This is a genomic window from Pseudomonas sp. UBA6315 (genome assembly GCF_002438125.1).
Taxonomy (GTDB): Bacteria; Pseudomonadota; Gammaproteobacteria; order Pseudomonadales; family Pseudomonadaceae; genus Aquipseudomonas; species Aquipseudomonas faucium.
In genome coordinates, this window is record NZ_DJTF01000035.1 from 1 (window position 1) to 20,761 (window position 20,761).

General features: G+C 65.8%; 13 protein-coding genes. 7 read left to right on the plus strand and 6 right to left on the minus strand.

Translation table 11 applies throughout. The features are described 5' to 3' along the window. The 3 genes from B3E94_RS04435 to B3E94_RS04445 all read left to right on the plus strand — a co-directional run. Nucleotides 1-671, plus strand: a 671-nt coding sequence (locus B3E94_RS04435; RefSeq protein ID WP_286912470.1) for an amino acid ABC transporter ATP-binding protein, incomplete at its 5' end; no start/stop codon positions are given. Between the two features lie 69 nt (nucleotides 672-740). Next, nucleotides 741-2,645, plus strand: a complete 1,905-nt coding sequence (locus B3E94_RS04440; RefSeq protein ID WP_286912471.1) for a sensor histidine kinase — start codon at nucleotides 741-743, stop codon at nucleotides 2,643-2,645. Beyond that, nucleotides 2,642-3,970, plus strand: a complete 1,329-nt coding sequence (locus B3E94_RS04445; protein WP_286912472.1) for a sigma-54-dependent transcriptional regulator — start codon at nucleotides 2,642-2,644, stop codon at nucleotides 3,968-3,970. The genes B3E94_RS04440 and B3E94_RS04445 overlap by 4 nt, the downstream gene beginning before the upstream one ends. 53 nt (nucleotides 3,971-4,023) lie before the next feature. On the opposite strand, the gene B3E94_RS04450 is transcribed toward B3E94_RS04445, so the two are convergent. Beyond that, entirely contained in the window at nucleotides 4,024-5,019 is a 996-nt protein-coding gene (locus B3E94_RS04450) for an alpha/beta fold hydrolase (RefSeq protein WP_236235150.1), read from the minus strand. 196 nt (nucleotides 5,020-5,215) lie between these two features. Between B3E94_RS04450 and metR the strand changes: the two genes are divergently transcribed. Further along, nucleotides 5,216-6,133: a transcriptional regulator MetR gene (gene metR, locus B3E94_RS04455; RefSeq protein ID WP_176511046.1), complete on the plus strand. Its 918-nt coding sequence runs from the start codon at nucleotides 5,216-5,218 to the stop codon at nucleotides 6,131-6,133. Here metR and B3E94_RS04460 read toward each other — a convergent pair. After that, a complete protein-coding gene (locus B3E94_RS04460) occupies nucleotides 6,117-6,530 on the minus strand; it encodes an NUDIX hydrolase (protein WP_286912473.1) in 414 nt (137 codons plus the stop codon). The genes metR and B3E94_RS04460 overlap by 17 nt on opposite strands. A gap of 224 nt (nucleotides 6,531-6,754) precedes the next feature. Here B3E94_RS04460 and B3E94_RS04465 point away from each other — a divergent pair, with 224 nt between their 5' ends. Together B3E94_RS04465 and B3E94_RS04470 are read left to right on the plus strand one after the other, a co-directional pair. Continuing rightward, nucleotides 6,755-11,023, plus strand: a complete 4,269-nt coding sequence (locus B3E94_RS04465) for a DEAD/DEAH box helicase (RefSeq protein ID WP_286912475.1) — start codon at nucleotides 6,755-6,757, stop codon at nucleotides 11,021-11,023. Between the two features lie 101 nt (nucleotides 11,024-11,124). Beyond that, nucleotides 11,125-12,735, plus strand: a complete 1,611-nt coding sequence (locus B3E94_RS04470; protein WP_286912476.1) for an FMN-binding glutamate synthase family protein — start codon at nucleotides 11,125-11,127, stop codon at nucleotides 12,733-12,735. Between the two features lie 7 nt (nucleotides 12,736-12,742). Here the strand turns inward: B3E94_RS04470 and B3E94_RS04475 are convergent, their stop codons facing one another. The 4 genes from B3E94_RS04475 to B3E94_RS04490 all read right to left on the minus strand — a co-directional run bounded on the left by B3E94_RS04475 (nucleotide 12,743) and on the right by B3E94_RS04490 (nucleotide 17,150). Then, nucleotides 12,743-14,254: a glycosyltransferase family 39 protein gene (locus B3E94_RS04475; protein ID WP_286912477.1), complete on the minus strand. Its 1,512-nt coding sequence runs from the start codon at nucleotides 14,252-14,254 to the stop codon at nucleotides 12,743-12,745. Further along, nucleotides 14,251-15,216, minus strand: coding sequence for a glycosyltransferase family 2 protein (locus tag B3E94_RS04480; RefSeq protein WP_286912478.1), 966 nt, complete (start codon nucleotides 15,214-15,216; stop codon nucleotides 14,251-14,253). Before B3E94_RS04480 ends, B3E94_RS04475 begins: the two co-directional genes overlap by 4 nt. Next, nucleotides 15,201-15,584, minus strand: coding sequence for a GtrA family protein (locus B3E94_RS04485; RefSeq protein ID WP_286912479.1), 384 nt, complete (start codon nucleotides 15,582-15,584; stop codon nucleotides 15,201-15,203). Before B3E94_RS04485 ends, B3E94_RS04480 begins: the two co-directional genes overlap by 16 nt. Nucleotides 15,585-15,731: 147 nt before the next feature. Beyond that, nucleotides 15,732-17,150, minus strand: a complete 1,419-nt coding sequence (locus B3E94_RS04490) for an amino acid permease (RefSeq protein ID WP_176511039.1) — start codon at nucleotides 17,148-17,150, stop codon at nucleotides 15,732-15,734. Between the two features lie 391 nt (nucleotides 17,151-17,541). Between B3E94_RS04490 and B3E94_RS04495 the strand changes: the two genes are divergently transcribed. Next, complete coding sequence (locus B3E94_RS04495) at nucleotides 17,542-20,679, plus strand: transglycosylase domain-containing protein (RefSeq protein ID WP_286912481.1); 3,138 nt, start codon at nucleotides 17,542-17,544, stop codon at nucleotides 20,677-20,679. The last annotated feature ends 82 nt before the right edge of the window (nucleotides 20,680-20,761 follow it).

The following is a 20,761-nucleotide window of genomic DNA, read 5'->3' on the forward strand; positions in this document are numbered from 1 at the left end:
CCGAGGTCAAGAAAGGTGAAGTGGTGGTGGTCTGCGGCCCGTCCGGCTCGGGCAAGTCCACCCTGATCAAGTGCGTCAACGCGCTGGAGCCGTTCCAGAAGGGCGACATCGTGGTCGATGGCACCTCGATCGCCGACCCCAAGACCAACCTGCCGAAGCTGCGCTCGCGAGTGGGCATGGTGTTCCAGCATTTCGAGCTGTTCCCGCACCTGACCATCACCGAGAACCTGACCATTGCCCAGCGCAAGGTACTGGGCCGCAGCGAGGCGGAAGCCAGCAAGAAGGGCCTGGCCCTGCTCGATCGTGTCGGCTTGAGCGCCCACGCCAAGAAGCACCCAGGCCAACTCTCCGGCGGCCAGCAGCAGCGCGTGGCGATCGCCCGCGCGCTGGCGATGGACCCGATCGTCATGCTGTTCGACGAACCGACCTCGGCGCTGGACCCGGAAATGGTCAGCGAGGTGCTCGACGTGATGGTGCAACTGGCCCACGAAGGCATGACCATGATGTGCGTGACCCACGAGATGGGCTTTGCCCGCAAGGTTGCCAACCGGGTCATCTTCATGGACAAGGGCAGCATCATCGAAGACTGCACCAAGGAAGAGTTCTTCGGCGACCAGAGCGCCCGCGACCAACGCACCCAGCACTTCCTCAGCAAGATCCTGCAACACTAAGTCGGCCACAGTTTCCGCTGCCCCTGGCTACCAGGGGCAGCGGATGCTGGCCGTGACAAGGCCACTGTGATGAAATGCGACCCCTCGCTTCTTCGCCCTGCCAAGCCCGCCGTGAAATCCCGCCTGATCCGTCAATTGCTGCTGCCGCCCCTGGTCATCCTGCTGATGGTCGGCCTGGGCCTGGCCGGTTTCCTGATCAGCGAAAGCAACGGCATCCGCACCCTCAGCGAAAACGGTGAACGCCAGCTGGAGCTGCACGCGCGCACGGTGGAAAGCGAAATCAGCAAGTACACCTACCTGCCAAGCCTGCTGGAGCTCGAAGACAGCGTCTCGCTGCTGCTCACCGACCCCGACGGCGCCAACCGGCAAACCGTCAACGAATACCTCGAAGGCCTCAACCGCCGCAGCCGCAGCCGGGCGATCTTCGTGCTCGACACCAACGGCCGGGTTCAGGCCAGCAGCAACTGGCGCGATGCCGACTCGTTCCTCGGCGAAGACTTGTCGTTCCGCGCCTACTTCCAGAACGCCGTGCGCGGCGAGCCGGGGCGTTTCTACGGCATCGGCAGCACCACCGGCGAAGCGGGCTACTACCTGGCCCACGGCCTGGAAGAACACGGCAAGATCATCGGCGTGGCGGTGATCAAGGTGCGCCTGGACACCCTGGAAGAGCGCTGGCAGCGGGCGCGCCTGGAAGCCTTCGTCAGCGACGAGAATGGCATCATCATCCTCTCCAGTGACCCCGCCCGGCGGCTCAAGTCGGTGCGCCCGCTGACGCCGCAGATCAAGGAGCGCCTGGCGCGCAGCCTGCAATACTACTGGTGGCCGCTCAACGAGCTGCAACCGCTGGCCCGCGAAACCCTGGCCGATGGCGTAGAAAAACTCACCTTCCCCGCCAACAGCGAAACCGCCCAGGGCAAGCCCCACGAAGTGGCCTACCTGGCACAGACCCGGCGCCTGGTCGACACCCCCTGGCACTTCACCCTGCTCACCCCGCTGCAGGACCTGCGCCGCGAATCGATGGTGCAGGGCATCCTGGTGGCCGTGGCATTCGCCTTGCTGGCGATCCTCGGCATCGCCTGGAACGAGCGGCGCAAGGTGATCGCCACGCGCCTGGCCGCCCGTGAAGCGCTGGAGGAAGCCAACAGCCAGCTGGAGCGGCGCATCGCCGACCGCACCGCCGACCTGCGCGCCAGCAACGAACGGCTCAAGGGCCAGATCCGCGAACGCCGGCATGCCGAACAGACCCTGCGCCACGCCCAGGACGAGCTGGTGCAGGCCGGCAAGCTGGCGGCCATCGGCCAGATGTCCACCAGCATCGCCCACGAACTCAACCAGCCGCTGGCGGCGCTGCGCACCTTGTCCGGCAACACCGTGCGCTTCCTCGAACGCGGCGCGCTGGAAACCGCCAGCACCAACCTGCGCACCATGAACGACCTGATCGACCGCATGGGCCGCATCACCGCCAGCCTGCGCTCCTTCGCCCGGCGCGGCGACGACCGCGGCCAGGCTTCGCTGGCCAAGGCGGTGGAAGCCACGCTGCAGGTGCTGGGCAACCGCATCAGCGCCTGCCACTTGCAGTTGCACAGCCAGTTCGACGACCATCAACTGGCCATCGACCAGACGCGCCTGGAGCAGATCCTGGTCAACCTGATCGGCAACGCCCTCGACGCCATGGCCACGCAGCCGCTGCCTGAGCTGTGGCTCGAAGGCGAGCTGCAAGGCGACAAGTACCGCCTGCGGGTACGCGACAATGGCCACGGCATCGACGCCGAAGCGCGCAAGCACCTGTTCGAACCTTTCTTCACCACCAAACCCGGCGAACACGGCCTGGGCCTGGGCCTGACCTTGTCGGCGAGCCTCGCCGCCGCCGCCAAGGGCAGCCTGAACGTCGAGCACCCCGCCAGTGGCGGTACCGCCTTCGTCCTTGCCCTGCCCCTGGTCACGCCCCCTAGCGAATCGGCAGAGCAACCATGAACCCAGCGCCTCTTACCGTCCTGATTGTCGAAGACGACCCGCATGTGCTGCTCGGCTGCCAGCAAGCCCTGGCCCTGGAAGACATCGCCTGTGAAGGCGTGGGCAGCGCCGAGCAGGCCCTGGAACGCATCGGTGATGACTTCGCCGGCATCGTCGTCAGCGACATCCGCCTGCCAGGCATCGATGGCCTGGAACTGCTCAACCGCCTCAAGGCGCGTGACCGCAGCCTGCCCGTGGTACTGATTACCGGCCACGGCGATATCGACATGGCCGTGGGCGCCATGCGCAACGGCGCCTACGACTTCATGGAAAAACCGTTCTCGCCCGAGCGCCTGGTCGAGGTGGTCAGGCGCGCCCTGGAGCAGCGCGGGCTGTCACGCGAGGTGTTCGCCCTGCGCCGCCAGCTGGCCGAGCAGAACAGCCTGGAAGGGCGCATCATCGGCCACTCGCCGGCCATGCAGCACCTGCGCGAGCTGATCGCCAACGTGGCCGACACCTCCGCCAACGTTCTGATCGAAGGCGAAACCGGCACCGGCAAGGAGCTGGTTGCCCGTTGCCTGCACGACTTCAGCCGGCGCCAGGGCCAACCCTTCGTGGCGCTGAACTGCGGCGGCCTGCCAGAGAACCTGTTCGAGAGCGAAATCTTCGGCCACGAGGCCAACGCCTTCACCGGCGCCGGCAAGCGGCGCATCGGCAAGATCGAGCATGCCAATGGCGGCACGCTGTTTCTCGATGAGGTCGAGAGCATGCCGATCAACCTGCAGATCAAGCTGCTGCGCGTGTTGCAGGAACGTACCTTGGAGCGCCTGGGCTCGAACCAGAGCATCCCGGTGGATTGCCGGGTGATCGCTGCAACCAAGGCCGACCTGGCCACCCTCGGCCAGAGCGGCCAGTTCCGCAGCGACCTGTACTACCGGCTGAACGTGGTCACCCTGGAATTGCCGCCGCTGCGCGAGCGCCGCGAAGACATCCGCCAATTGTTCGAGCACTTCCTCCAGCAGTCGGCGCTGCGTTTCGATCGGGAATTGCCGCCGCTCGACAGCCAGACCCTGTCACGGCTGATGTCCCACGACTGGCCGGGTAACGTGCGCGAGCTGCGCAACGTTGCCGAGCGTTTCGCCCTGGGCTTGCCGGCCTTCAAGAAGGGGCCCAGTGGCGGCGCCAGCCAGGGGCTGGGTTTTGCCGAGGCGGTGGAGGCGTTCGAACGCAACCTGCTCAGCGACGCGCTGCAGCGCACCGGCGGCAACCTCAGCCAGGCCAGCCAGGAGCTGGGCATGGCCAAGACCACGCTGTTCGACAAGGTGAAGAAGTACGGGCTCGGCTGAGATCGGCAAGGAACCTGTGGGAGCCGGCAAGCCGGCTCCCCACATGCACTTTGCTACAGGCCGGCGATATGGGTCACGTCTTGGCGGTGTGACTGCAGGTAGGGCAATACCGCCCCGAGCAACGGCGCCTTGAACGGCTCCTGGAAGCGATGCGCCAGCCCCGGGATCAACTTCAGCTGGCTCCCCTGGATATGCGCCGCCAGGTGCACCCCATGCATCACCGGCAACAGCGGGTCGGCCGTGCCGTGCACCACCAGGGTCGGCACGCGCAGCTTGTTGAGCAGCTCGACCCGGCTGGGCTCGGCCAGGATCGCCATGATCTGGCGCTTGGCGCCGTCGGGGTTGAACGCCCGGTCATAGGCCACCGCCGCCTGCTGCAACAACACCGCCCGATCGTCACGCACCTGCGGGCTGCCCAATGCCGCCAGCAAGTCGGCCTGCTGCTCGATGGCCACCTCGCGATTCGGCGCGCTGCGCCGGGCCAGCAACTGCACCAGGGCAGGGGCCGGCGCCGGCAGGCCTGCCGCGCCCGAGCTGGACATCACCAGCGTCAGGCTGCGCACCCGCTGCGGCGCCATCGCCGCCAGGTGCTGGGCGATCATCCCGCCCATGCTCACACCCAGCACATGAAATTGGCGGATGCCCAGCGAGTCCATCAGGTGCAGGCCATCGCCGGCCATGTCGGTCAGCGTGTAGGGCGCGGCAACCGGCAGGCCCAGCTTGTAGCGCAGCAGCTCGACCGTCAGGTTGGCACTGGGCGGCAGCTGGTTCCAGCGCGACAGGCCGACGTCGCGGTTGTCATAGCGAATGACCCGAAAACCCTGCAGGCACAGCGCCTCGACCACGTCGTCGGGCCAGTGGATGAGCTGCCCACCAAGGCCCATGACCAACAGCAACGCAGGGTCGCGCGGCGCGCCCACGCTCTGGTACACCAGGCTCAGCTCGCCCAGCTCGGCCCGTTGCACCGGCACATGTGGGTCACAGCGCTGCTCGGCGAAGCTCGCCGGCACGCTGACAAGGAAGAAGAAAAACAGCAGAAAAGCCCGCATGAAAGAAACACCAGAATGCAGATCCCCAGTAGAGCGCGAGTCTGATGACTTTCATTCAAGCGCGCCGCCACAGTTCGGTGACAGTTTGATGAACGCTGCCGAGCGGTTGGGCGAAGGTCCAGTCGACAGTCGGGGGCAACATGAGAGAAACTCAACTAATTCCCTGTTTCCTCAAATTTTTCTCTCGGAGTCAGCTGTGCTGGAGATCCGCCACCTGAAAACCCTTCATGCCCTGCGCGAGGCTGACAGCCTGGTGGAGGCCGCCGAACGCCTGCACCTGACGCAATCGGCGCTGTCGCACCAGTTCAAGGAGCTCGAAGAGCGCCTGGGGTTGCCGTTGTTCGTGCGCAAGACCAAGCCCATCCGCTTCACCAGCGCCGGCCTGCGCCTGCTGCAACTGGCCGATGCCACCCTGCCGCTGCTGCGCGGCGCCGAGCGCGACATCGCGCGCCTGGCCGGTGGCACGGCCGGGCGCCTGCACATGGCCATCGAATGCCACAGCTGCTTCCAGTGGCTGATGCCGACCATCGACCAGTTCCGCGACGCCTGGCCGGAAGTGGAGCTGGACCTGGCCTCGGGCTTCGCCTTCGCCCCACTGCCGGCCCTGGCCCGGGGCGACCTCGACCTGGTGGTGACGTCCGATCCGCTCGACCTTGCCGGCATCACCTACGTGCCGCTGTTCACCTACGAAGCCATGCTGGCGGTGGCCAACCAGCACCCGCTGGCGAGCAAACCCTACATGGTGCCCCAGGACCTGATCGACCAGACGCTGATCACCTACCCGGTGGAGCGCGACCGCCTGGACATCTTCACCCGCTTCCTGGAGCCGGCCGACATCGAACCTGCGGCCGTGCGCACCTCGGAGCTGACGGTGATGATGATGCAGCTGGTGGCCAGCGGCCGCGGCGTCTGCGGCATGCCCCACTGGGCCCTGCACGAATACAGCTCGCGCGGTTACGTGAAGGGCAAGCGCCTGGGCGAGAAAGGCCTGTTCGCCACGCTCTATGCGGCCGTGCGCACCGACATGCTCGATGCGCCGTACATGCGCGACTTCCTGCTGACCGCCAAGGACACCTCGTTCGCCACCCTCGATGGGGTCAGCGCGGTACGCTGAGCGCCTGGCGATACAGCGGCAGGATCAGGTCGCGGGTCAGCGGCGCCAGTTGCAGCGCGGGCAGTTGATCAGCGGCCAGCCACACCACTTCTTCGATTTCCGCCGCCGGGACCACCTGCTCGGCGCAATCGACCCTGAACAACTGCGCCTGCACTTCGAAGCCCGGCTCGTTGGCCGCAGGGGCACTGAACTGGCCCAGGGGGATGGCCTGCGCCGGCTCGATGCGCAGGCCCAGCTCTTCGTGCAGTTCGCGCACCAGGGCTTGCACCGGCGTTTCCCCCGCATCGATCTTGCCGCCTGGCTGCATGAAGGCCTGGGTGCCGCGCTTGCGCACCAGCAGGGTGCGGCCCTGGGGGTCGATGAGCAGGGCGGCGGCGATGCGGATGATGTTGGGCATGGGCTAGGCTCCCGGGCAAAGGCACGGAGGATCCCATGGGCCCCTTTGGCTGACAAGGACAGTGCGGCCTGCTCCGGCCCTTTCGCGGGGCGAGCCCGCTCCCACAGAAACATCACATCACTCAAGGCAGAGGCGACTCTGTGGGAGCGGGCTTGCCCCGCGAAAGGGCCAGAACAGACGAACGGCCCCTTGCCAAGCCACCGCGCACCCTCCATAACCAACACATGAACCTGCCCGCCCATCAGCACCCGGTGCTGGAGCTCTTCCACCCCGCCGTCGGCACCTGGTTCCGTCGCCATTTCGCCACGGTCACCGACGCCCAGGCGCGTGCCTGGCCGTTGATCCATGCCGGTCAATCGATGCTGCTGGCCGCCCCCACCGGCTCGGGCAAGACCCTCAGCGCCTTCCTTGCCGTACTCGATGAACTGTTCCGCCAGGGCCTGGAGCACGGCGGCGAGCTGCCAGCGCAAACCCAGGTCATCTACGTATCGCCACTCAAAGCGCTGTCCAACGACATCCGCCTGAACCTGCAGGCCCCGCTCGAAGGCATCAGCCAGGGCCTCGCGGAGCAGGGCCTGAAGGCGCCGCACATCACCACCGCCGTGCGCACCGGCGATACGCCGCAGAAGGAGCGCGCGGCCATGCGCAAACTGGCGCCGCATATCCTGGTGACCACCCCCGAATCGCTGTACGTGCTGATGGGCTCGGCCTCCGGGCGCGCGGGGCTGGCCGGCGTACACACGGTAATCGTCGACGAGATCCACGCCCTGGCCGGCAACAAGCGCGGCGCCCACCTGGCGCTGACGCTGGAACGCCTGCAAGCCCTGTGCGGGCGGCCGCTGCGGCGTATCGGCCTGTCTGCCACCCAGCGCCCGGTAGAACGTGTGGCGCAGTTTCTGGTCGGCCACCAGCGCCCTTGCGCGATCGTCGACATCGGCCACGCCCGCCAGCGCGACCTGGCCATCGAGGTGCCGCCGGTGCCACTGGGCGCGGTGATGGCCACCGATGTCTGGGGCCTGGTCTACGACCGCCTGGCCGCCCTGGCCCGGCAACATCGCACCACGCTGGTGTTCGTCAACACCCGGCGCCTGGCCGAGCGCCTGACCCGCCACCTCAGCGACCGCCTGGGCAAGCAAGCGGTGGCGGCGCACCACGGCAGCCTGGCCAAGGAGCTGCGCCTGGACGCCGAGCAACGCCTGAAGAGCGGGCAATTGCAGGTGCTGGTCGCCACCGCTTCGCTGGAGCTTGGCATCGACATCGGCGATGTCGACCTGGTCTGCCAAATTGCCTCGCCGGGCTCGATCGCCGCCTTCCTCCAGCGTGTCGGGCGCTCCGGGCACCAGGTCGATGGCGTGCCGAAGGGGCGCTTGTTCGCCACTTCGCGCGACGACTTGATCGAATGCGTGGCCCTGCTCGACTGCGTTCGCCAGGGCGAGCTCGATGAACTGCACATCCCCAAGGCGCCGCTGGACGTGCTGGCGCAACAGATCGTCGCCGAAGCCAGCAACCAGCCCTGGCAGGAGCAGGCGCTTTTCGACTGCCTGCGCCAGGCAACGCCCTATGCCGAACTCGACGTGAACCATTACCAGGCGCTGCTGCGCATGCTCGCCGAGGGCTACAACGGCCGCCTCGGCGTGCGCAGCGCCTACCTGCACCGCGACGCGGTTAGCGGCACCTTGCGCGGGCGCCGGGGCAGCCAGCTGACCGCGCTGACCAGCGGCGGCACCATCCCCGAGACCGCCGACTACAGCGTGCTGCTCGAACCCCAGGCATTGAACATCGGCAGCGTCAACGAAGACTTCGCGGTGGAGAGCATTGCCGGCGACATCTTCCAGCTGGGCAATGCCTCCTACCGTATTTTGCGGGTCGAGCCCGGCCGGGTGCGGGTCGAAGATGCCCAGGGCCTGCCGCCGACCATACCGTTCTGGCTCGGCGAGGCGCCGGGGCGCAGTGACGAATTGTCGGCCGCGGTGGCCCGCCTGCAGGCGCGCATCGACGAGCAGCTGGGGCGCTGCAACGGTGATCTCGCTGAGGTATTGCAGTGGCTGCAAAGTACCTTCGCGCTCGACGAAGCCTGTGCCAGCCAGTTGCTCGACTACCTGGGCCGCACCCGGGAAGCCTTGGGCGCCCTGCCCTCGCAGCAAACCCTGGTGATGGAGCGTTTTTTCGACGAGAGCGGCGGCACCCAGCTGATCATCCATTCGCCCTATGGCAGCCGCATCAACCGGGCCTGGGGCCTGGCGTTGCGCAAGCGCTTCTGCCGCACGTTCAATTTCGAGCTGCAGGCGGCGGCCAGCGAAGACGCCATCGTGCTGTCGCTGTCCACCAGCCACAGCTTCGCGCTCGACGAAGTCTGGCGTTACTTGCCCAGCCGCAATGCCGAGCAGGTACTCATCCAGGCGCTGCTCGACGCCCCGCTGTTCGGCGTGCGCTGGCGCTGGAACGCCGCCGTGGCCATGGCCCTGCCGCGTTATGTCGGCGGGCGCAAGGTGGCCCCGCAAATCCAGCGCATGAAGAGCGAAGACCTGATTGGCGCCGTGTTTCCCGACCAGATCGCCTGCCTGGAGAACATCGCCGGCAAACGGCAGATTCCCGACCACCCGCTGGTCGAGCAGACCCTCGACGACTGCCTGCACGAGGCCATGGACAGCGAAGGCTGGCTGGCCCTGCTCAGGCGCATGGAGCGCGGCGAGATACAGCTGCTGTGCCGCGACATGCCCGCGCCCTCGCCGTTGGCCTCGGCCATCCTCAATGCCCGGCCCTATGCCTTCCTCGACGATGCCCCGCTGGAGGAACGCCGCACCCAGGCGGTGCTCAACCGGCGCTGGAACCCGGTACAGAGCAGCGACGACCTGGGCGCGCTGGACGCCGACGCCATCGCTGCGGTCGAGGCCGAGGCATGGCCACAACCGCGCAACGCCGACGAGATGCACGAAACCTTGATGAGCCTGGGCGCCATCAGCCAGCAAGAGGTGCACGCCAACCCCAGCTGGGACTTGCTGCTGCGCCAGCTGGCCAAGGCCGGGCGCGCCTTGCAGATGCCGGCCCAACAACTCTGGCTGGCCCGCGAGCGCCTCAACCTGCTGCAGGCGCTGTACCCGCAAGCAACCCTGACCCCTGCGCTTGGCGTGTTGCCGGGGTTCGACCAGGCCATCGACCCGGACAGCGCCCTCAGCGAGCTGCTGCGCGCCCGCCTGAGCGGCCACGGGCCCTTGACCCTGGCGCAGATCGCCAGCCCGCTGGGCAAGCCGGATGCAGCTGTCGAGCAGGCCCTGGCGCGGCTGGAGGCAGAAGGCTATGTCCTGCGCGGCCACTTCAGCCCCGGCCAGCAGGCGCTGCAGTGGTGCGAACGCCACCTGCTGGCGCGCATCCACCGCTACACGGTCAAGCGCCTGCGCCGGGAGATCGAACCGGTCAGCCTGCAGGACTTCATGCGCTTTCTGTTCGACTGGCAGCACCTGGCGCCGGGCGAGCGCTTGCGTGGCCCGCTGGCCGTGGCCGAGGTGCTGGGCCAGCTGCAGGGCTTCCCCAGCGCTGCCGGGGCATGGGAGGCGGAGCTGCTGCCAGCGCGGATCGAGGACTACAGCCCGCACTGGCTCGACGATGCCTGCCGCAGCGGTCAGTTCGCCTGGAGCCGCCTGGCGGCGACCGCGGCCAGCAGTACCTTGGCCAGCACGCCGCTGGTGCTGCTGCCGCGCGAGCACCTGGGCACCTGGCGCAGCCTGGCCCCGGCGGTTGCCGTGGATGCTCTGGGCCTGCGCGCGCAACGGGTGCACGAGGTGCTGCAAACCCAAGGGGCGTTGTTTTTCGATGAACTGGCCCACGATGCCCACTTGCTGCCCAGCGAGCTGGAGACCGCGCTGCAGGCGCTGGTGGGCGCCGGGCTGGTGGGTGCCGACAGCTTCATCGGCCTGCGCAGCCTGATCACCCCGGCGGCCAAGCGCACCGCACGCCACAGCCGGCGTGGCCACCCGCCGCTATCCAGCAGCATGGCCCATGCAGGGCGCTGGGCCTTGCTGCGCCAGGGCAACGCCGATGACAGCGAACGCCTGGAGCAGATCGCCCGCGCCCTGCTGCGCCGGTATGGGGTGATGTGCTGGCGGCTGCTGGAGCGCGAGAGCGATGTCTTGCCGCCCTGGCGCGAGCTGTTGCGCTGCTATCACCGCCTGGAGGCACGGGGCGAGATCCGTGGCGGGCGTTTCATTGCCGGGCTGGCGGGCGAACAGTTCGCCTTGCCCGAAGCGGTCGGTTTGCTAAGGCAGGTACGCCGGCAGGCGCTGGACGGGGCGCTGGTCGTGGTCAGCGCCAGCGACCCGTTGAACCTGGTGGGCTCGCTGCTGCCTGGGGCGAAAGTGCCGGCCGTGAGCGGCAACCGCCTGCTGTACCGCGATGGCGTGCCAGTGGCGGTGCGCATTGCCGGGCGCTACGGCTACCTGGTCGAAACATCGGTGGCTGAACAGCAAGCCTGGCGGCAGAAACTCTTGCGCGAATGATTTTCGATACCCCAATTTTCATTTCCAGCACCGCGCAACCGGGCTATGGTCGGGGTTTGTTCCAGGCCCTGAGCCTGACCGAGCCATCGTAAGGACCCCGTATGAGCCTGTCACTTCTCAGTCGCTACGCCTTTTTCGCCGCTTGTGTACTGTTCACCCTGGCGAGCCTGCCGTTGCTCCACCACGAATGGCTGTGGCCATTCACCCTGGCCACCGCGCTGCTCAGCCTGATCGGCCTGTTCGACCTGCTGCAGCAACGCCACGCGGTGCGCCGCAACTACCCGATCCTGGGCAACATCCGCTACCTGGTCGAAGCCATCCGCCCGGAAATCCGCCAGTACCTGCTGGAATCCGACAGCGATGCCCTGCCCTTCTCCCGCGCCCAGCGCTCGCTGGTGTATTCCCGGGCCAAGAACGAGGCGTCGGACAAGCCCTTCGGTACCCTGATCGACGTGTACGAATCGGGCTTCGAGTTCATCGGCCACTCCATGCGCCCGGCGCCGCTGGCCGACCCTGCAAGCTTTCGCATCGTCATCGGCGGCCCGCAGTGCAGCCAGCCGTACTCGGCTTCGATCTTCAACATTTCCGCCATGAGCTTCGGCTCGCTCAGCGCCAACGCCATCCGCGCGCTGAACCAGGGCGCCAAACTGGGCAACTTCCACCACGACACCGGCGAAGGCAGCATCAGCCCCTACCACCGTGAACACGGTGGCGACCTGGTCTGGGAGCTGGGTAGCGGCTACTTCGGTTGCCGCACCGCAGACGGGCGCTTCGACCCCGAACGCTTCGCCGCCCAGGCGCGCACCCCGCAGGTGCGGATGATCGAAATCAAGATGAGCCAGGGCGCCAAGCCCGGCCATGGCGGCATCCTGCCCAAGCACAAGGTGACCCAGGAAATTGCCGACACCCGCGGCGTGCTGATGGGCGAGGACTGCATCTCGCCGTCGCGCCACAGCGCCTTCTCCACGCCCATCGAGATGATGCAGTTCATCGCCCAGTTGCGTGAGCTGTCCGGCGGCAAGCCGGTGGGCTTCAAGTTCTGCCTCGGCCACCCGTGGGAGTTCATGGGCATCGCCAAGGCCATGCTGGAAACCGGCATCCTGCCCGACTTCATCGTCGTCGACGGCAAGGAAGGCGGTACCGGCGCCGCGCCGGTGGAATTCACCGACCACATTGGCGTGCCGCTGCGCGAGGGCCTGCTGTTCGTGCACAACACCCTGGTGGGCCTGAACCTGCGCGACAAGATCAAGCTCGGCGCCAGCGGCAAGATCGTCAGCGCCTTCGATATCGCCAGCGTGCTGGCCATCGGCGCCGACTGGGCCAACTCGGCCCGTGGCTTCATGTTCGCCATCGGCTGCATCCAGTCGCAAAGCTGCCACACCAACAAGTGCCCGACCGGCGTCGCCACCCAGGACCCGCTGCGCCAGCGGGCGCTGGTGGTGCCGGACAAGGCCCAGCGGGTGCTGAACTTCCACCACAACACCCTGCGCGCGCTGGCCGAGATGCTGGCCGCGGCGGGCCTGGAACACCCGGCACAACTGGAGGCCAAGCACCTGGTGCGGCGTGTGTCGGCCACCGAGATCAAGCTGTTCTCGCAGATGCATGTGTTCCTCAAACCGGGTGAGTTGCTCACCGGCGAAGTGGATGGGCAGTTCTATTCGCGCATGTGGCAAATGGCCCGGGCGGACAGCTTCGAGCCGCAAGCGGCCTGACGTTCGATCAGGGCTGGCGAGCGGCTTGCTCAGGCACTGTGAACAGCAGCGCCTTGATCGGGCCCTCGGCCAGCTCGCCGGTTTTTATCCAGCCGCCGACGGGCACGATCGGCGTGTACACCGACGAGGGGTCGGTGATCAGCCAGAGCCGCTTGTAGTGTTTGGCAAGATCCTCGGGGTTTGCCACGTACAGCACATCCGACCGCTCATAGAACAAGGTCAAGGTCCCGTAGGTGGTGGGCGACGTGCCGCTGGTATCGGGCCGGATGTAGGTGAAGAGAAAGGCCGGCTGCCCGGTAGCGTTGTAGTACTGGATCGACAGGTAAGTTCTTTTGCGATCGCCCAGCAGTGCATCCCCAGGCCGCCACTGCGCATTGACCTGCGCCATGATCGTGGCCAGGTCGCCGCCTGGCTTGGCCTTGTAATCGTAGAAACCCGCCAGCCCCGCCACTTCCATGAGCAGACAGCCAATCACCGCCAACAGCAGGGTTCGCCTTGGCGATACATCTGCAGCGATGGCGACCACCAGCGGCAACGCCAGAAGCGCAAACAGCAGGTACCGGTTGATGTACATCGGCATGGCATAAGACACCAGCCACACCACCAGCACCGGGATGAAGCAGTAGCCAAGCAGCAGCACGCTGGGCTGGCCTGGCTTGGAAACCCGCAGCAGCACCCGCAGTGACGCCAATAGCAGGAACATCGTGAACAGCACGGCAAGCACGCCTGGGGCGCTGCCGTTGAGGGTGAAGGCCTTCCAGAATGTCGACGGCATGCTCATGGCAGAGGGCGGAAAGCGCTCGATCCAGCCAACCAGTTCGCGATGGTCGAGCTGGCGATACAACACCGGCAACCAGGGCAGATAGGCAATCGCGATGGCCGCATTCCCCAGCCACCAGGGGCGAGAGAGCGCCAGCACCTTGCCTTGCGCATCCCTCGTCAGTAACAGATAGACCCAGTTGGCCAATGCCCCCAGCACGGCAAAGTAGTGGGTGTAGAGGGCCGCGACCATCAACAGGCAGTAGGCGGCCAGATAGGCTTTTTTCTGCCGGCTGACCCACAGCCACAGCATGTACACGGCGGTCAGCAGCAGCAGGCCCAGCAACGCATACATCCGCGCTTCCTGGCTGAAACGTATGCCCATCGGAAAGAACGCCATCAATACCCCCGCCATGACTGCGGCGCGCCAGGATGCCAGTTGGCGTGCCAGCAGCATGCCCACGCCTACGGTTGCGATGCCCGCGCAAACGCTCAGGCTGCGAACAGCCAGGGCGTCACTGCCGAACCCTTGCATCCAGTAATGCAGGGTCAGGTAATAGAGCGGTGGGTGAACGTCCCGGGCGGTATGAAAGAGGATCTGCGCAGGCTCCAAGCGGCTGAGCAACACACTGAATGCTTCATCCAGCCAGATGCCCGGTATCGACACCTGATGCAAGCGCAACGCAGCACTGGCGAGCAGGATGGCCAGTACCACACCGGCCTTGGCCCAGCGCCGCTGCCATCGCCGCGAGCCGCTCACCGTTGCTCCTTGAACACGCCCCGGCCAGGCCGCGCGGCCTTGCGCCCTGCCAGGCCCTTCACGACGTAACGCGGGCGGTGCTTGGACTCCAGGTAAATACGGCCGATGTATTCGCCCAGCACACCGATCCCGATCAGTTGCACCCCACCGAGAAACAACATGGCCGTCATCAGCGAGGGGTACCCCGGCACGGGGTTGCCGAAGATGAACTTGTCTGCAACCAGCACTGCCGCATAGGCAAACGCTGCGAAGGCAATGCTGCCGCCCAGGTAAGTCCACAGCCGCAGCGGCACCGTGCTGAACGAGGTAATGCCATCGAGTGCCAGGTTCCACAGTTTCCAGGCATTGAAGCGGCTGCCACCCTGCGCCCGCGAAGCGCGCTGGTACTCCACCACCGTGGTGCTGAACCCTGCCCAGGACAGCATGCCTTTCATGAACAACTGCTGCTCCGGCATCGACTTGATCACCTCCACGACCTTGCGGTCGAGCAGGCGAAAGTCGCCGACGTTTTTCTCGATGCGTATCTGCGAGATGCGGTTGAGCAGGAAGTAGAACGCGGCGGCGCTCAGGCGCTTCGGGTAACCCTCGCTGGAACGGTCTCGGCGCTTGGCCAGCACCACATCGAAACCGGCGCGCCACTGTTCGATGAGCAAGGGGATGACATCCACCGGGTCCTGCAGGTCGACATCGATCGGAATGACCGCGTCGCCACCCGCCATTTCCAGGCCGGCGAACAGCGCCGCTTCCTTGCCGAAGTTGCGCGACAGATCGACCAGCATGACGTCCGGGTCGCCCGCGATCAGTTGGCGGATCTGCAGTTCGGTGCCGTCCTCGCTGCCATCGTTGACGAAAATCAGCTCGATGCGCGCCGTACTGCCACGCATCGCCCGGCGAACCGCGTCATAGAACGGCCGGATCGCCAGCGCCTCATTGAACACCGGCACGATCAGCGAAATATCCATTTGCGCCGTACCGTGAAGATCCACCGCCAAAGCAAAAAGCCAATCAGCAGACTGATGGCCGAGTACAGCAGGACGGTGGCCGCCGGATGCCACCCCTGCTCATCTGCAAGCGCCCCCAGGGCCACGCTGAAGCTGCCCATGCACACCACCAACGACAGGTAGCGCGGGAGCGACAGGGGCACCCGGAACGTGTACCGGGAGTTGGCCACAAAGGAGAACGACAGCGCCACGAAGAAGGCCGTCAGGTTGCTGGTCGCCTGGTCGGTGCCGGCGATCAGCTGCATTGCAGTGAACGCTGCAACGTGGATGGCGCTATTGAAGACGCCAACGATCAGGTATTTGAGAAACGCGGGTGCACTGCGCTGCATGGTCGGTCACGCCTTCCTTGCCTGCCCTGAACGCCACGTTAGGCGATAGGTGCAAGGTGTTCTACTGACAAAAATGCCAGTAGACGGCTACAGCGACCGAGGATATCTGCCTGCAAAAGGGCCGCCCGAAGGCGGCCCCCAAGCCTGTCAGGCAGCTGGGCTGACCACGCCCTGCGCCTGCTTGGGCGCCAGGCGGAAGGTGTAGTACAACGCCGTCAGCAGCACCAGGAACGCCGGGCCGATGTACAGCGCCACGCGGGTGTCCTCGAAGTAGGCCATCAGGCCCACCACCAGCACCAGGAACGCCAGGGCCAGGTAGGAGCTCAGCGGCCACAGCCACATGCGGTACTTCAGGGCCTTGCGCTCGGCGCTCGACAGCCCGGCGCGGAATTTCAGCTGGGCCAGCAGGATCATCACCCAGGTCCAGATCGCGCCGAAGGTGGCGATCGACGTCACCCAGACGAACACCTTCTCAGGCACCAGGTAATTGGCCAGCACGCCCAGCAGCAAGGCTGCGATCGACAGCAGCAGCGCATTGCGCGGCACGCCGCTTTTCGAGGTGCGGGCGAACGCCGCCGGGGCCTGGCCGTTCTGCGCCAGGCTGTAGAGCATGCGCCCGGTGCTGAAGATGCCGCCGTTGCACGACGACAGCGCCGCGGTGATGACCACGAAGTTGATGATGCCGGCGGCGGTCTTGATGCCCAGGCGCTCGAAGGTCATGACGAACGGGCTGCCCTGGCTGCCGATTTCGTTCCACGGGTAGATCGACAGGATCACGAACAAGGCGCCCACATAGAACAGCAGGATGCGCCAGAACACCGAGCCGATGGCCTGCGGGATGGTTTTTTGCGGGTTGCGTGCTTCGCCGGCGGTCAGGCCGATCATTTCCACGCCCAGGTAGGCGAACATCACCATCTGCAGCGACATCAGCACGCCGGTCACGCCATTGGGCATGAAGCCACCGTTGCTCCACAGGTTGGAAATACCCACTGCCACGCCGTCATTGCCGAAGCCGAAGGCAATGATGCCGATGCCGCCCAGCACCATGGCGATGATGGTGACGATCTTGATCAGGGCGAACCAGAACTCGAACTCACCGAACGCCTTGACCGCGATCAGGTTGACCGCGCCCATGCTGCCCAGCGCCATCAAGGCCCAGATCCAGCGGGGCACGTCAGGGAACCAGATGCCCATGTAGATGGCCACCGCGGTGATTTCCGCAACACAGGTCACCAGCCACAGGAACCAGTAGTTCCAGCCGGTGAGAAAGCCCGCGAGTGGGCCAAGGTAGTCCTGCGCATAGCTGCTGAACGAACCGGCGACCGGGTTGTGCACGGCCATTTCGCCGAGCGCACGCATGATCACCAGGATCGCCAGGCCGCCAATGATGTAGGAAAGCATGATGGCAGGCCCGGCCATTTCAATGGCTTTGGCCGAACCGAGGAAGAGACCGACACCGATACAGGCGCCCAGCGCCATCAGACGGATGTGCCGTTCGCCCAGTTCACGCTTGAGAGGGCCGCCCTGGGCGGTCTCTGCATGGGCAGGGTGGTTGCCGACTGGCATAGCAATACAACCTCATTTTGTTATTGGATTTGACCTTCGTGCAGCCGCAACCTGCCGATAGGCATGGTGTTGGCTCGCCAGGCTGGCCTTGTGGGCCGGCCCGTGTGCCGGAATAGAGCGCCCGGCAGGGCGAAGGGGCCGAGCAGTATAGGAAGCCCGACGTAGGGCTTTTCACTGTAAATATCCAGAAATTTGGCGAGAAGTCGGGGGACCAAGGCATATCCCCCCACGCCGTGCAGCCACCCTAGCAATATCGCCGTCGGAAGAAACCAACACCAAAGCCGCATATCCCACATCAGTTTTCTACTCTTCCTACAATTTTTTCACCGCCTGCTGTCACCGTCTAAGCTTCAGGCAAGTAACGAGAAATTACCTGGCCGGATTGAAGACTATGGGCGCACTGTGGCAATCGGAACCAACCAGAACGGAAGCACCCGAACCACCTCTGGCCGAGACGCCACCGCCGAAGCCCACTCGCAAGCGTCGGCTGTGGTGGCGGCTGATTGTGTTGATCCTGCTGGTGGCGATCGTGGCCATCGGCTTTGCCGCCTATGATGAATTTCGCACCTCCGAGCTGCAGTCGCGCGAATTCAGCAAGCTGGCCACCACCCTCACCTACTCGCTGCAGCCTGGCCCCAGCGACGCCATCGTCTACCCCGGTGACGGGCCGTTCGACAAGCGCCTGGGCTACAGCGCGCTGGGCGAATTCCTGCCACGCCTGCTCAAGCGCGACTACCTGATCAGCGAACAGGTGAAGTTCTCGCCGGCCCTGATGAACTACGTCGACCACGGCCTGTTCGCCCCCTACATCGAGAAAATCCAGGCGGGCCTGGCGATCACCGACTGCCGTGGCGACACCCTCTACCAGTACAACTACCCCCAGCACCTGTACCCCAGTTTCGCGGCCATCCCGCCGGTGATGGTCAACAGCCTGCTGTTCATCGAAAACCGCGACCTGCTCGACCCGCAAGACCCGAAAAACAACCCGGCCGTGGACTGGCCGCGCTTTGCCAAGGCCGCCTACAGCCAGATCGCCAAGTACCTGGCCCTGCCAGGCCAGTCGGCCGGTGGCAGCACCCTGGCGACCCAGCTGGAAAAATACCGCCACTCGCCCGACGGCCTGACCGTGTCTGGCGCAGAGAAGATCCGCCAGATGATTTCCGCCAGCGTGCGCGCCTACCAGGGCGGTACCGACACCACCGAAGCCCGCCAGCGCATCGTGCGTGACTACCTCAACAGCGTGCCGCTGTCAGCGGTACCCGGGCATGGCGAGGTGCATGGCATGGCCGAAGGCCTGCGGGTGTGGTACGGCGCCGATTTCGACCAGGTCAACCAGGCCCTCACCTCCACCGCCACCGACCCCGACAGCATGGCCGCGCGCGGCCTGGCCCTGCGCCAGGTGCTGTCGCTGATGATCGCCCAGCGGCGCCCCTCGCATTACCTGTCCAAAGGCCGGGTGGAGCTGGCCGACCTTACCGATTCGCACATCCGCGTGCTGGCCGCCAGCAGTGTCATCGACCGCCCCCTGGCCGACGCGGCGCTGGCCAGCAAGGCGGTGTACCGCGACTGGGTGGCGCAACCGACCATCGTGCCGATCATCACCAACAAGGGCATCAGCCTGGCGCGCAACCGCCTGGCCGCCATGCTCAACCGCCCGCTGTACGACCTCGACCGCCTCGACGTGTCGGCCACCAGCACCTTGCAGGCCGACCTGCAGATGCAGGCCAGCCAGTACCTGAAAAACCTCTCCGACCCGGTGTTCGCCGCGCAGATGGGCCTGATCGGCGAGCGCCTGCTGACCTCCAAGACCACCGACCAGGTGCGCTACAGCTTCACCCTGTTCGAACGCACCGCCGATGGCTCGCGGGTGCGGGTGCAGACCGACAGCACCGACCAGCCCTTCGACATCAACGAAGGCAGCAAGCTGGAGCTGGGCTCCACCGCCAAGCTGCGGGTGCTCACCACCTACCTGGAAATCATCGCCGAGCTGCACGACAAGTACGCCGGCAAACCCGCCGCCGAGCTCAAGAAGGTGGAAGTCGCCGAGCTTGACCGCATCACCCAGTGGTCGCTGGAGTGGCTGGCGCAGAACAGCAAGAACCAGAGCCTGGACGCCATGCTCGACGCCGCCCTTGAGCGCAAGTATTCGGCCAACACCGGCGAGGCGTTCTTCACCGGCGGCGGCATGCACGTGTTCAACAACTTCCGCAAGGAAGACAACAACCGCAACCCGACCCTCAAGGAAGCCCTGCGCGAGTCGATCAACCTGCCGTTCATTCGCCTGATGCGCGACCTGGTGCGCTACGTGACCTACCAGCAGCCGTTCAACCGGGTGCCGCTGCTCAAGGACGATTCCGACCCACGCCGCCAGGAATACCTGGCGCGTTTCGCCGACAAGGAAGGCACCAACTACCTGATGCGCTTCTGGAAGAAGTACCAGCGCAAGACCTCGCAGCAACGCCTGGACACCTTCATCGACAGCATGCGCGTGACCCCGCAGCGCCTGGCGGCGGTGCACCGCTACCTGTTCCCCGAAGCCGGCCAGGAAACCTTCAACGCCTTCGTCCGCGCCCACAGCAAGGACGACAAGATTGCCCTGGGCAAGCTCACCGACGGCCGCCTGGCGGAGATGTACGAAGCCTACGGCCCCGGCAAGTACGACCTGCCCGACCAGGGCTACATCGCCAAGGTGCACCCGCTGGACCTGTGGCTGCTCGGCTACCTGCTGAAGAACCCGAGCGCGACCTTGACCGAAATGGTCAATGCCAGCCGTTTCGAGCGCCAGGAGGTGTATGGCTGGCTGTTCAAGAGCCGCTACCCGGGCGCCCGTGACAGCCGCATCCGCACCATGGTCGAGATCGAGGCCTTCACCGACATCCACCAGCGCTGGAAGCGCGTGGGCTACCCCTTCGACCACCTGGTGCCGTCGCTGGCGACCGCCATCGGCAGCTCGGGCGACCGCCCGGCGGCCTTGTCGGAACTGGTCGGGATCATCCAGAACGACGGCATCCGCCTGCCGACCCTGCGCATCGACACCCTGCACTTCGCCGCCAACACGCCCTACGAAACCAAGCTGGTCAGCGACCCCGACCGCGGCCAGCGGATCCTGCCGGTGGAAGTGGCCCGCGCGCTCAAGGGCGCGATGTCGCAAGTGGTCGATGCCGGTACCGCGCGGCGCATCTCCGGCAGCTTCAAGCTGCATGACGGCACACCGCTGGTGATGGGCGGCAAGACCGGCACCGGCGACAACCGCATCGAGAGCTTCGGCGCGGGCGGGCGGCTGATCGGCTCGCGCTCGCTGAACCGCACCGCCACCTTCGTGTTCTTCCTCGGCGACAACCACTTCGGCACCCTGACCGCGTTCGTCCCCGGGCGCTCGGCGGAGGCGTTCAAGTTCACCTCGGCGCTGCCCGTGCAAGTGCTCAAGGGCATGGCACCAATCCTCATGCCGTACCTGGAGCCGGGCAACCCCAACGAATGCAAGGCGCCGCAAGTGGCCATGCACGAAAAGGACTCATCGAATATTTAGATGATAATCATCCGCATTTAGAGGCTTGTCTTTAGATATATCTTGAGTAATATCTTGCGATATATCTAAACGACGGAGCCTC